Below are 14,001 nucleotides of genomic sequence, written 5' to 3'. Positions count from 1 at the left end.
AAAGTAATAAAGAAATAATATATTTATTAAGCCTAATCAATTGATATTTATAGATATTTTCGATGAGGTGTCAGGCGTTATCATTTCGTAGTACCCTGATGAATATTTAATCATGCTAAAATAGCAGATAAGCAAGTTGAGGAACTAATGGTTTACTCTTATACCGAGAAAAAACGAATTCGTAAGAATTTTGGTAAGCGTCCACAAGTCTTGGATATACCGTATCTTCTTTCTATTCAACTTGATTCGTTCCAGAAGTTTATTGAGCAAGACCCAGAAGGTCAATATGGCTTAGAAGCCGCATTCCGTTCAATATTTCCGATAAAAAGTTATAGTGGTAGCGCTGAGTTACAATACGTAAGCTTTAAAATGGGCGAACCTGTGTTTGATGTAAAAGAATGTCAAATCAGAGGGATCACTTACTCAGCACCATTGCGCGTTAAATTACGTTTAGTTATTTATGATAAAGATGCGCCAGAAGGAACAGTTAAAGATATTAAAGAGCAAGACGTCTATATGGGCGAAATCCCTTTAATGACGGACAATGGTACTTTTGTGATTAACGGTACTGAACGTGTTATCGTTTCACAATTACATCGTAGTCCAGGTGTGTTCTTTGACAGTGATAAAGGTAAAACGCACTCTTCTGGTAAAGTTTTATATAATGCTCGGATTATTCCTTATCGTGGCTCTTGGCTTGATTTCGAATTTGATCCAAAAGATAATCTTTTTGCTCGTATCGACCGTCGTCGTAAACTTCCAGCAACAATTATTTTACGTGCGTTAGGTTATGAAACTGAAGAAATTTTAGATATGTTCTTCGAAAAAACTATTTTCGAAGTAGGCAAATCAAAATTAAAAATGGAACTTGTGCCAGAGCGTTTACGTGGTGAAACAGCGCTATTTGATATCGAATCTAAAGGCAAAGTTTACGCAGAAAAAGGTCGTCGTATTACAGCTCGTCATATTCGTGAGCTTGAAAAAGATAAAGTAACTAAAATCGACGTTCCAGTTGAATATATTGTAAATAAAGTTTTAGCAAAAAATTATGTTGATGAAGAAACTGGTGAGGTTATTGCTTTTGCCAATACACCAATTTCTTTAGAACTATTACTTGAATTAACCAATGCTGGTTATAAGAAAATTGAAACATTATTCACTAATGATTTAGATCATGGACCATTTATTTCTGAAACATTAAATGTTGATTCAACACGTGATCGATTAGGTGCATTAGTTGAAATTTATCGAATGATGCGTCCAGGCGAGCCACCAACAAAAGAAGCAGCCGAAGCGTTATTTGATAATCTATTCTTCTCCGACGAACGTTATGACTTATCAGCGGTAGGTCGTATGAAGTTCAATCGTTCTTTAGGACGAGACGATATTGAAGGCGAAAGTGTCTTAACAAAAGCTGATATCGTTGATGTAATGAAGAAATTAATCAGCATCCGTAATGGTCATGGTGAAGTTGATGATATCGATCACTTAGGCAATCGTCGCATCCGTAGTGTTGGTGAAATGGCTGAAAACCAATTCCGTATTGGTTTAGTTCGTGTTGAACGAGCTGTAAAAGAGCGTCTATCTTTAGGTGATCTTGATTCATTAATGCCACAAGATATGATCAATGCTAAACCAATTTCAGCGGCAATTCGTGAGTTCTTTGGTTCTAGCCAATTATCTCAGTTTATGGATCAAAACAATCCATTATCTGAAATTACTCACAAACGTCGTATTTCTGCATTAGGTCCAGGTGGTTTAACTCGTGAACGTGCAGGCTTTGAAGTGCGTGACGTACATCCTACACATTATGGTCGTGTATGTCCGATTGAAACGCCGGAAGGTCCAAATATCGGTTTAATTAACTCATTAGCGGTTTATTCACGTACCAATGAGTATGGATTCTTAGAAACGCCATATCGTCGAGTGATTGACGGTGTTGTGACTGATGAGATTAACTATTTATCAGCAATCGATGAAAGTGAGTTTGTTATAGCTCAGGCTAACTCAAATCTTGATGACGATGGTCGCTTTAAAGAAGATTTAGTGACTTGCCGTTTAAATGGTGAATCTGGTTTATATAGCCCGGAACAAGTTCATTATATGGACGTATCAACACAACAAATCGTTTCTGTTGGTGCTTCATTAATCCCATTCCTTGAGCATGATGATGCGAACCGTGCCTTGATGGGTGCGAACATGCAACGTCAAGCTGTACCAACATTAAAAGCAGAGAAACCTTTTGTTGGTACTGGTATGGAACGTGCGGTTGCTGTTGACTCAGGTGTAACTGCGGTTGCTCGTCGTGGCGGTACAGTACAATATGTTGATGCTTCACGTATTGTTATTAACGTTAACGATGATGAAATGTATGCCGGTGAAACAGGTATTGATATTTACAACTTAACTAAATATACCCGTTCTAACCAAAATACTTGTATTAACCAAATTCCATGCGTGGAATTAGGTGAAAAAGTTGAGCGTGGCGATGTACTTGCAGACGGTCCATCAACGGATTTAGGTGAGTTAGCACTTGGTCAAAATATGCGCGTGGCATTTATGCCATGGAACGGTTATAACTTTGAGGATTCTATTTTAGTCTCTGAAAAAGTGGTACAAGATGATCGTTTCACTTCGATTCATATTCAAGAACTATCTTGTGTATCTCGTGATACTAAACTTGGTGCTGAAGAAATTACTGCTGATATTCCAAATGTGGGTGAAGCAGCACTTTCTAAACTTGATGAGTCTGGTATTGTTTATATCGGCGCTGAAGTAAAAGGTGGTGATATTCTTGTTGGTAAAGTAACGCCTAAAGGCGAAACGCAATTAACACCAGAAGAGAAATTACTACGTGCTATTTTCGGTGAAAAAGCATCTGATGTTAAAGATACTTCATTACGTGTACCAAATGGTGTTTCAGGTACGGTTATTGATGTACAAGTCTTCACTCGTGATGGTGTACAAAAAGACAAACGTGCACTTGAAATTGAAGAGATGCAACTGAAACAAGTAAGAAAAGACTTAACTGAAGAACTTAAAATTTTAGAAGCAGCATTGTTTGCTCGTATCCGTGATGTATTAATTTCTGGTGGTATTAAAGCAGACAAATTAGATGCTTTACCACGTGAAAAATGGTTAACCATTGGTATTTCTAATGAAAGTAAGCAAGCTCAATTAGAACAACTTGCTGAACAACATGATGAAATCAAAGCTGAATTTAATAAGAAACTTGAAGCTAAACGAATGAAGATTACTCAAGGTGATGATTTACAACCTGGAGTTCTCAAAATTGTTAAAGTTTACTTAGCCGTTAAACGTCAAATTCAGCCTGGTGATAAGATGGCGGGTCGCCATGGTAACAAAGGGGTTATCTCTAAAATCAACCCAATTGAAGATATGCCATATGATGATAAAGGACGTCCGGTTGATATCGTATTGAATCCACTTGGTGTTCCGTCTCGTATGAATATCGGTCAGATTTTAGAAACTCACTTAGGTATGGCGGCAAAAGGTATTGGTCAGAAGATCGATGCAATGCTAAAAGAACAGCAAGAGTTAGCTAAATTACGTGATTTCATTCAAAAAGCTTATGACCTTGGTTTAGGGGCAGCACAGAAAGTCAATGTTGCTGAATTTACTGACCAAGAAGTGATGACATTGGCACAAAATTTACGTAATGGTATGCCTCTTGCAACGCCAGTCTTTGACGGTGCAAAAGAGCAAGAAATCAAGTCATTACTTGAGCTGGGTGATTTACCAACTTCAGGTCAAATTACATTGTTTGATGGTCGTACAGGTGAGCAATTTGAACGTCCAGTAACTGTAGGTTACATGTATATGCTGAAATTGAATCACTTAGTTGATGATAAGATGCATGCGCGTTCTACAGGTTCATATAGTCTGGTTACACAACAACCATTGGGTGGTAAAGCTCAATTTGGTGGTCAACGTTTCGGTGAGATGGAAGTATGGGCACTTGAAGCATATGGTGCTGCTTATACTCTACAAGAAATGTTAACTGTTAAATCAGATGATGTGAATGGTCGTACTAAGATGTATAAAAATATTGTAGATGGTGATCATCGTATGGAGCCTGCGATTCCAGAATCATTTAATGTATTATTAAAAGAGATTCGTTCGTTAGGTATTAATATCGAGTTAGATGAAGAGTAATCTTAACTAACTGAAATGATTTCTATTTATAGGGATAACTTATCAGCAATGATAAGTTATCTAATTGGTTTAACTCCATAGGAGTCAATTGTGAAAGACTTACTAAAGTTTCTAAAAGCACAAACTAAAACTGAAGATTTTGATGCTATCAAGATAGGCCTTGCCTCTCCTGATATGATTCGTTCATGGTCTTTTGGTGAAGTTAAAAAACCTGAAACAATTAACTATCGTACGTTCAAACCGGAACGTGACGGATTGTTTTGTGCTCGTATTTTTGGACCAGTAAAAGATTATGAATGTTTATGTGGAAAATATAAACGTTTAAAACACCGTGGTGTGATCTGTGAAAAATGTGGTGTTGAAGTTACTCAAGCCAAAGTACGTCGTGAGCGTATGGGGCATATTGAGCTCGCATCACCTACTGCACATATCTGGTTTTTAAAATCATTACCATCACGTATTGGTCTATTATTAGATATGCCACTTCGTGACATTGAACGTGTGCTTTATTTTGAATCATTTATGGTTCTTGACGGCGGAATGACAAACTTAGAACGCGGTCAAATTTTAACAGAAGAACAATATTTAGATGCGTTAGAAGAGTTTGGTGATGAATTCGATGCTCGTATGGGTGCCGAAGCAATTCAAGAATTACTACGTAATATCGATGTGCAAGCTGAATGTGAAGCACTACGTGATGAGCTTGAAACTACCAATTCTGAAACTAAGCGTAAAAAACTGACTAAACGTATTAAGATTATTGAAGCATTCATTCAATCAGAAAATAAACCAGAATGGATGATCTTAAACGTATTACCTGTGTTGCCACCCGATTTACGTCCATTAGTACCGCTAGATGGCGGACGTTTTGCAACATCAGATTTGAACGATCTATATCGTCGAGTGATTAACCGTAATAATCGTTTAAAACGTTTATTAGATTTGGCAGCGCCAGATATTATCGTACGTAACGAAAAACGTATGTTACAAGAATCTGTTGACGCATTATTAGATAATGGTCGCCGTGGTCGTGCTATTACCGGTTCAAACAAACGTCCATTAAAATCACTTGCCGATATGATTAAAGGTAAGCAAGGTCGTTTCCGTCAAAACTTATTAGGTAAACGTGTTGACTACTCAGGTCGTTCAGTAATCACTGTAGGTCCATACTTACGATTACATCAATGTGGTTTACCGAAGAAAATGGCACTTGAATTATTCAAACCATTTATTTACGGTAAATTAGAGCGTCGTGGTTATGCAACTACCATTAAAGCAGCCAAGAAAATGGTTGAACGTGAAGATGCAATTGTTTGGGATATCTTAGATGAAGTTATCCGTGAACATCCGGTATTACTAAACCGTGCACCAACACTTCACCGATTAGGTATTCAGGCATTTGAACCTATCCTAATTGAAGGTAAAGCGATCCAATTACATCCATTAGTTTGTGCGGCATTCAATGCTGACTTCGATGGTGACCAAATGGCGGTTCATGTACCATTAACGTTAGAAGCGCAATTAGAAGCGCGTGCGTTAATGATGTCAACCAACAACATTCTTTCACCTGCGAGTGGTGAGCCTATCATTGTTCCTTCTCAGGACGTGGTATTAGGTCTTTACTACATGACTCGTGATAAAGTCAATGCGAAAGGTGAAGGCATGATTTTAACCGGACCTAAAGAAGCAGAAAAACTGTATCGCTTAGGTCTTGTTGAGCTACATGCTAAAGTTAAAGTACGTATTACTGAAAGCCACCGTAATAGTATTGGTGAGTGGGAAGATACAACTTCTGTAGTTGATACTACAGTTGGTCGTGCTATCTTATGGTTAATTATGCCTAAAGGTATGAGCTTCTCTGTCATCAATCAACCACTTGGTAAAAAGGCGATTTCACGAATTTTAAATATTTGTTATCGCCAATTAGGCATGAAAGAAACTGTTATCTTGGCTGACCAAGTAATGTATACCGGATTTGCTTATGCAGCACGTTCTGGTGTATCGGTTGGTATTGATGATATGGAAATTCCAGCTAAAAAATTACAAATCATCAATGAAGCTGAAATTGAAGTTGCTGAAATTCAAGAACAGTTCCAATCAGGTTTAGTTACCGCTGGTGAACGCTATAACAAAGTTATCGATATCTGGGCAGCAGCCAATGAACGTGTTGCTAAAGCGATGATGGATAACTTATCAACTGAAAAAGTGATCAATCATGAAGGTAAAGAAGAAGTTCAATCTTCATTTAACAGCATCTATATGATGGCCGACTCTGGTGCGCGGGGTTCTGCAGCTCAGATTCGTCAGTTAGCTGGTATGCGTGGATTGATGGCAAAACCGGATGGTTCAATCATCGAAACACCAATTACGGCAAACTTCCGTGAAGGGTTAAACGTTCTTCAGTACTTTATCTCGACCCATGGTGCGCGTAAAGGTCTTGCCGATACCGCATTAAAAACTGCGAACTCAGGTTACTTAACTCGCCGTTTAGTTGACGTAGCTCAAGATCTAGTCGTTATTGAAGATGACTGTGGTACGTTAGAAGGTGTAGTGATGACACCAGTTATCGAAGGTGGAGATGTTAAAGAGCCACTTCGTGAACGTGTATTAGGTCGTGTAACAGCAGAAGATGTATTAAAACCAGGTAGTGCGGATATTTTAATTCCTCGTAATACGCTACTTGATGAAAACTATTGTGATTTACTTGAAGAAGAATCTGTTGATAGCGTTAAAGTTCGTTCAGTTGTTTCGTGTGATACTGACTTTGGTGTTTGTGCGAAATGTTATGGTCGTGACTTAGCCCGTGGTCACCTAGTAAATAAAGGTGAAGCAATCGGTGTTATCGCTGCTCAATCAATCGGTGAGCCAGGTACACAGTTAACCATGCGTACGTTCCATATCGGTGGTGCGGCATCACGAGCAGCAGCAGAATCAAGTGTTCAAGTTAAAAACAAAGGTAGCATCAAATTATCTAATGCTAAATTTGTAACTAACCCAGATAAGAAACTGGTTATTACATCTCGTAATGCTGAATTAACGATTATCGATGAATTAGGTCGAATGAAAGAAACTTATAAAGTTCCTTATGGTTCGATTCTAACTAAAGGTAATGGTGCAGCGGTTGATGCCGGTGAAACAGTTGCTAACTGGGATCCACATACCATGCCAGTTATCTCTGAAGCGAAAGGCTTTGTTAAATTTGTTGATATGGTTGATGGTCAAACTATCACCCGTCAAACCGACGAATTAACAGGTTTATCATCAATTGTTATTTTAGATGTCGCTGAACGAACAGGTGTTGGTAAAGATTTACGTCCAGCAATTAAGATTGTTGATGCTAAAGGTAAAGATATTTATGTTGCAGGTACAGAGATGCTTGCTCAATATTTCTTACCAGGTAAAGCATTAGTACAATTAGAAGATGGTGCTGAAATCAATGTGGGTGATACACTTGCACGTATTCCACAAGCATCGGTTGGTACTAAAGATATTACCGGTGGTTTACCACGCGTTGCTGACTTATTTGAAGCACGTAAACCTAAAGAGCCAGCAATTCTTGCTGAAATCGATGGTATTATCTCGTTTGGTAAAGAAACCAAAGGTAAACGTCGCTTAATTATCACTCCATTAGATGGTAGTGATCCATATGAAGAGATGATTCCAAAATGGCGTCAACTCAACGTATTTGAAGGCGAACAAGTTGGACGTGGTGATGTGATTTCTGACGGTCCAGAATCTGCACATGACATTTTACGTTTACGTGGTGTTAATGCAGTGACACGTTACATCGTTAACGAAGTTCAAGAAGTTTATCGCTTACAAGGTGTAAAAATCAATGATAAACATATTGAAGTTATTGTTCGTCAGATGTTACGTAAAGCGACAGTTATTCATCCGGGTGGTTCTCGTTTACTTGACGGCGAACAACTTGAAGTTTCACGCTTGAAGATTATTAATCGTGAGCTTGAGGCACAAGGTAAAGAGCCAATTGTTTACTTGCATGATCTGCTTGGTATTACTAAAGCATCACTTACTACTGAATCATTTATTTCTGCGGCATCGTTCCAAGAAACGACTCGCGTATTAACTGAAGCAGCAGTAGCTGGTAAAAATGATGAGCTTCGTGGCTTGAAAGAAAACGTTATTGTTGGTCGCTTGATTCCAGCTGGTACTGGTTATGCTTATCATAAAGAGCGTTTGCGTAAACGTACAATGCCTATTGATGATGAAATTCAACCAACTGTTTCAGCTGAAGAAGCAACAGCTAACTTAGCAGAATTACTCAATTCTGCAGAAGAAAATCAATAGTCAGTAGGACTAAGTTATTAAAATAGCACGTGTAAGCACGTGCTATTTTTTTATGTGTATTTAAAAAAAGGAGTTTTGATATGTATATTGTCATGAACCGATTTAAAGTAAAACGAGGTAGTGAAGAGGCTTTTATTGAAATATGGAGTAATCGTGATACCCATTTAAAAGAGATGAAAGGCTTTAATCGTTTTTATTTTTTAAAGGGGAAAACGGAGGAAAATTATACGTTATTTTCATCATTTGCTGAGTGGGAATCAAAAGCCGATTTCGACGCTTGGGTAAACTCAGAACAATTCAAACATACTCATCGTAATACCGGAAATAGACCAAATAATAACGATATTTACTATGAGCCAGCACAGTTAGAATGCTTTGAAAGTGTATTATAAATAATTATCAAATAATAAACCGCTTATTATAAATTGGTAAAATCTACCTAAATCATCATTAATAAAAGTTTTATGATCAAGAATAAAAATAAGCGGTATATTTTTTATGCGTAAATTAGGATTATACATAGCATGCATTATAAAAATGGCTATAATAATATTGAGTAAATTATCTTAAACGGTGTGGATTAAGGCGATATTAATTTGCAATATAGCCAATTCAATATTAGTGAGTCCACAGATTGATAACTTACATTCCTTGTTTTTTTCAGAGCTTGTTCTTTTTATCGAAATATCGGTATAAATTTGTTAGTGAGATTTAAACTTGAGGTATAAATAAGTGTTTAAAAATCGCAGATAGCTTATTTTAATTCTATTTTTTGATGTATTCATTTGTTAAGCTATCCATAAATTCAACTATTTATAGGAATATACAATGAAATCAAAATTTCTATTATGTGTTTTGGTATTAATTATTGTTGGAGCATTTTTCTGCTTTAGTCGATACAATGATATCCAAACCCGTGACGAAGGTGTAGCAGCTGCATGGTCAGAAGTTGTCAACCAATATAAGCGTCGGGCTGATTTAACTCCAAGTTTAGTTAATACGGTTAAAGGTTATACTACACACGAAAAAGAAGTGTTAACTCAAGTGACCGAAGCAAGAAGTAAAGTTGGCTCAATTCAAATCAACGCTGATCAGCTAACCGATCCGGCTTTATTTGCTAAATTCCAACAAGCGCAATCAGAATTAAGTACTGCCTTAAGCCACTTAATTGCTGTCAGTGAAAACTATCCAGATCTTAAAGCCAGTTCACTTTTTCAGGATCTTATGAGCCAGTTAGAAGGCACTGAAAATCGGATCGCAGTTGCCAGAGGACGATATATACAAGCAGTTCAATCGTTTAATATTTATATCCGAAAAATACCAAATAAGTGGATTGCTGGCTTTATAGGTGTAGAACCTAAACAGCAATTTACGGTTGATAATGAAAAAGAAATTTCAAATGCACCCGCAGTTAACTTTCAATAAACATAATTGCTCAAAAAATATTGAGTGTTAAGTTTGCTGTTAATCATCAGTTGGTATCGATCAACTGAAATTCTCTTCCTTTAAGATCGAGTTATGACCATACCTTAACTCGATCACATAGAAATATTGTACAATAAAGCTCTATTAAGTTTCCCCCAATACAAAATAAATAGTGCCAAATTTCCATGACGGCAAAACTTGATAAAAAAGCAGATGTTAATAGCAAAATTGTTATCTGGCTATATAATAGTCATTTCTACCCATTGATGTCTTATACTACTTAAACCTAAAATAGAGTAGATTAGCTTTTGATATGCGTTTTTTAAAAGTAATAATATTATTCTATTGCAGGTCATTTTGGTCAAAATATAATGAAAAAATATGTTTTCTTTAGTATGTTGTTAATGCTTAGTTGGTTTAGTTATGGTTTGACTGAAATTCCTGCTTTTAATAGTCATATTATTGATACAACCAATACTTTAAGTGCATCGCAAGTCAAGTCTTTAGAATCAAGCCTAATTCAATTTGAACACTCGAAAACTGATGGGGCGCAAATAGCGGTTTTGATGATCGCAAAACTCGACAACGAAACCATAGAGCAGTACGCGCAGAGAGTTTTTAACCAATGGAAAATTGGAAGAAAAGGGCTGGATAATGGTATTTTATTGTTAGTAGCAAAAGATGACCGACAGATGCGTATTGAAGTGGGGTATGGGCTTGAAGGCATTGTTACCGATTTAGTCGCTAGCCACATCATTCGGGAACAGTTAGCCCCACAATTTAAGCAAAATAATTATTATCAAGGTATTAATGATGCAATTTCGGTATTAAAAGATGTCACAATAGGTAATGAAATTCATCCAGAGAAACAAACCCAGAATAATCATAGAATTGGGTTAAGTGAAATGTTAGATATGTTGTTTAACTGGATTATTCAACAAAGCTGGAAAGTGTTTTCCTTTTTTGTTTGTTTAGCCTTCACGGTTAAATTCGAAAAAAATGTATTTAAACGCATTATCATTACATCACTATCAAATAGTTTATTTATCCTAATTGTAACTTGGTGTGTTCACGGTTTTACTTACTTATATCTAATCGATGTCGTTTTTATTTTTGGTATAAATTATGTAGTTGCTAACTTGCTATTCATCGCTATCAGTTTTAAAAACGGCACTAGAAGAAGTCGTAGCGGGAGTGGCAGTAGCAGCCGATCTTCATATAGCCATTCGAGTAGAAGTTCCCGAACCGGCGGAGGCGGCGGCCGCAGTGGTGGTGGCGGTGCATCTGGTCGTTGGTAATGAGATGAACAAAGATAATACTCATTAAGTTTTAATAGTAAGATTTTGATTCGGCTATATACTAGTTTTAGTTAACCAATGATATCTTGTCTAAACGCTTTATTAAATGGATCGCAATTAACTGTTTGTTGTAAAAATTAAAATTTTATTTAGCGTTGTTAATCATAAGGCAAAAAATACAATGAAAAGATATTTTCTAAGTAGTTTATTGTTAATATTCAGTTGGTTTTGTTATGGGCTAACAGACATCCCGGAATTTGCACATCGTGTTATCGACACGACTCATACTTTAACCGATTCTCAAAAAGAGTCATTAGAATCAAGCCTAATTGGCTTTGAAAAGCCTCGAACAGATGGAGCCCAGATAGCGGTTTTAATGATTCCCAAACTGGATAATGAAACGGTAGAACAATACGCAGATAGAGTCTTTATTCAATGGAAAATCGGTCGAAAAGGACAAGACAATGGTATTTTATTAGTTATTGTTAAAGATGATAAACTCATGCGAATTGAGGTTGGTTATGGGCTTGAAGGAACTATTACTGACTTAGTGGCCAGTAAAATTATTCGTGAACAATTAGCGCCAGAATTTCGACAAAATAACTATTATCAAGGAATTGATAATGCCTTATCTGCACTGAAACAAAAAATCGATAATCCTTCCCCGAAAAGTGAAGATAACGAACAAGGCTTTAACTTGTTATCATCAGAAGATTTTACTTCCATGTTGAGTAATTATGCGCTGGTGTCATTCGTTATTTGTCTTATAGTTGTCAAATTATTGTATCGTAAAGATAAAACCAATCAATGTCTTCTTACTGGTTTATTTAACGCACTATCTGTTGGTGGATTTACTCTTTGGCATATGCGCGATGTATTTATTATAGTATTTATCATGTTTGTGGTATTTATTTTGAGTACCATTGCCAGCCGCATTGTGACTCCCGGAGCTGGTGGCGGAAGAGGAAATCATCGAGGAGGAGGCGGTTTTGGTGGTTCTAGCGGTGGCTTCGGCGGAGGTGGCGGCTTTAGCGGCGGCGGTGGTGGTCGCAGTGGTGGCGGTGGCGCTTCCGGTAGCTGGTAAATAGGATAAAAAATAAGGCGCTATATGCGCCTTAATCATATCGATTAATAGCAGTTTATTTTTTACAACAATCGCTAGCCACATCATTCGAGAACAGTAAGCCACACAATTTAAGCAAAAGAACTATTATCAGGGTATTAATGATGCAATTTCGGTATTAAAAGATGTCACAATAGGTAATGAAATTCATCCAGAGAAACAAACCCAGAATAATCATAGAATTGGGTTAAGTGAAATGTTAGATATGTTGTTTAACTGGATTATTCAACAAAGCTGGAAAGTGTTTTCTTTTTTTGTTTGTTCGTTTTCACGGTTAAATTCGAAAAAAGTGAATTTAAACGCATTATCATCACATCACTATCAAATAGTTTGTTTCTCCTTATTGTAACTTGATATGTTCACGATTTTAGTTACTTATATCTTACCGATGTCGTTTTTATTTTTGGTATAAATTATGTGTTTGCTAACTTGTTATTCATCGCTATCAGTCGTAAAAACGGCATAAGAAGAAGTCGTAGCGGGAGTGGCAGAAGCAGTCGATCTTCATATAGCTATTCGAGTGCCGAGGTGGATGTGGCGGCCGCAGTGGTGGTGCATCTGGTCGTTGGTAATGAGATGAACAAAGATCATACTCTTTAAGTTTTAATAGTAAGATTTTGATTTGACTATATAATAGTTTTATTTAGCGTTATTAGTCATGAGGCAGAAAATATAATGAAAAGATATTTTCTAAGTAGTTTATTGTTAATATTCAGTTGGTTTTGTTATGGGCTAACTGACATCCCGGAATTTGCACATCGTGTTATCGACACGACTCATACTTTAACCGATTCTCAAAAAGAATCATTAGAATCAAGCCTAATTGGCTTTGAAAAGCCTCGAACAGATGGTGCCCAGATAGCGGTTTTAATGATTTCCAAACTGGATGATGAAACGGTAGAACAATACGCAGATAGAGTCTTTATTCAATGGAAAATCGGTCGAAAAGGACAAGACAATGGTATTTTATTACTTATTGTTAAAGACGATAAACTCATGCGAATTGAGGTTGGTTATGGGCTTGAAGGAACTATTACAGACTTAGTGGCCAGTAAAATTATTCGTGAGCAATTAGCACCACAATTTCGACAAAATAACTATTATCAGGGTATTGATAATGCCTTATCTGTGCTAAAACAAAAAATCGATAATCCTACCCCGAAATGTGAAGATAATGAACAAGGCCTTAGGATTGAACAGTTATTTACAGAAAACTTTGCTTATTATGCGCTGGTGTCATTCGTTATTTGTTTTATACTTGCCAAATTATTATATCGTAAAGATAAAACCAAACAATGTTTACGTACTGGTTTATTTAACGCATTATCTGTTGCTGGATACACTCTTTGGCATGTGGAATATATACTTGAGATAGCATTTTTTCTGTTTTTTATAATGTGTGTCGTATTTTGTTTAAGTACCATGGCTAGCGGCATTTTAACTCCCGGAGCTGGCGGAGGAGGAAATAATCGCGGAGGAAGTGGCGGTTTTGGTGGTTCTAGCGGTGGTTCTCGAGGTGGCGGATTTAGTGGTGGCGGTGGTGGCCGCAGTGGTGGTGGCGGTGCATCTGGTCGTTGGTAATGAGATGAACAAAGATCATACTCATTAAGTTTTAATAGTAAGATTTTGATTTGACTATATAATAGTTTTATTTAGCGTTGTTAGTCATGA

7 protein-coding genes are annotated in these 14,001 nt (G+C 36.9%); all 7 read left to right on the top strand.

From position 1 onward, the window contains the following. The first annotated feature begins 147 nt into the window (after positions 1–147). On the top strand, positions 148–4,176 hold the full coding sequence (gene rpoB / locus J3U18_RS10580; protein ID WP_065561816.1) for a DNA-directed RNA polymerase subunit beta: 4,029 nt from the start codon (positions 148–150) through the stop codon (positions 4,174–4,176). 90 nt (positions 4,177–4,266) lie between these two features. Next, positions 4,267–8,484 (top strand): DNA-directed RNA polymerase subunit beta', encoded by a 4,218-nt coding sequence (rpoC, locus tag J3U18_RS10575; RefSeq protein ID WP_065561817.1) that lies wholly within the window; start codon positions 4,267–4,269, stop codon positions 8,482–8,484. 80 nt (positions 8,485–8,564) lie between these two features. Beyond that, complete coding sequence (locus J3U18_RS10570) at positions 8,565–8,876, top strand: antibiotic biosynthesis monooxygenase family protein (RefSeq protein ID WP_267354010.1); 312 nt, start codon at positions 8,565–8,567, stop codon at positions 8,874–8,876. Between the two features lie 436 nt (positions 8,877–9,312). After that, the gene (locus tag J3U18_RS10565) at positions 9,313–9,909 is read left to right on the top strand and encodes a LemA family protein (protein ID WP_065561819.1); all 597 of its coding nucleotides are present in this window, start codon (positions 9,313–9,315) and stop codon (positions 9,907–9,909) included. A gap of 371 nt (positions 9,910–10,280) precedes the next feature. Beyond that, positions 10,281–11,207: a TPM domain-containing protein gene (locus tag J3U18_RS10560; protein WP_267339153.1), complete on the top strand. Its 927-nt coding sequence runs from the start codon at positions 10,281–10,283 to the stop codon at positions 11,205–11,207. A 181-nt stretch (positions 11,208–11,388) separates the two neighbouring features. Further along, complete coding sequence (locus J3U18_RS10555; RefSeq protein WP_267354008.1) at positions 11,389–12,291, top strand: TPM domain-containing protein; 903 nt, start codon at positions 11,389–11,391, stop codon at positions 12,289–12,291. Between the two features lie 714 nt (positions 12,292–13,005). Then, on the top strand, positions 13,006–13,911 hold the full coding sequence (locus J3U18_RS10550) for a TPM domain-containing protein (RefSeq protein ID WP_267354006.1): 906 nt from the start codon (positions 13,006–13,008) through the stop codon (positions 13,909–13,911). The last annotated feature ends 90 nt before the right edge of the window (positions 13,912–14,001 follow it).

The organism is Gilliamella sp. B3482, from assembly GCF_026536805.1.
GTDB classification, from domain to species: Bacteria; Pseudomonadota; Gammaproteobacteria; order Enterobacterales; family Orbaceae; genus Gilliamella; species Gilliamella apicola_E.
The sequence above is the reverse complement of the archived record's forward strand: the minus strand, read 5'-3'. Positions and strand labels throughout refer to the sequence as shown.

Excerpts from the sequence above, each read along its gene's own strand:
- rpoB (WP_065561816.1), top strand. The coding sequence starts at position 148 with ATGGTTTACTCTTATACCGAGAAAAAACGAATTCGTAAGAATTTTGGT.
- J3U18_RS10555 (WP_267354008.1), top strand. The coding sequence starts at position 11,389 with ATGAAAAGATATTTTCTAAGTAGTTTATTGTTAATATTCAGTTGGTTT.
- J3U18_RS10560 (WP_267339153.1), top strand. The coding sequence starts at position 10,281 with ATGAAAAAATATGTTTTCTTTAGTATGTTGTTAATGCTTAGTTGGTTT.
- J3U18_RS10570 (WP_267354010.1), top strand. The coding sequence starts at position 8,565 with ATGTATATTGTCATGAACCGATTTAAAGTAAAACGAGGTAGTGAAGAG.
- J3U18_RS10565 (WP_065561819.1), top strand. The coding sequence starts at position 9,313 with ATGAAATCAAAATTTCTATTATGTGTTTTGGTATTAATTATTGTTGGA.
- J3U18_RS10550 (WP_267354006.1), top strand. The coding sequence starts at position 13,006 with ATGAAAAGATATTTTCTAAGTAGTTTATTGTTAATATTCAGTTGGTTT.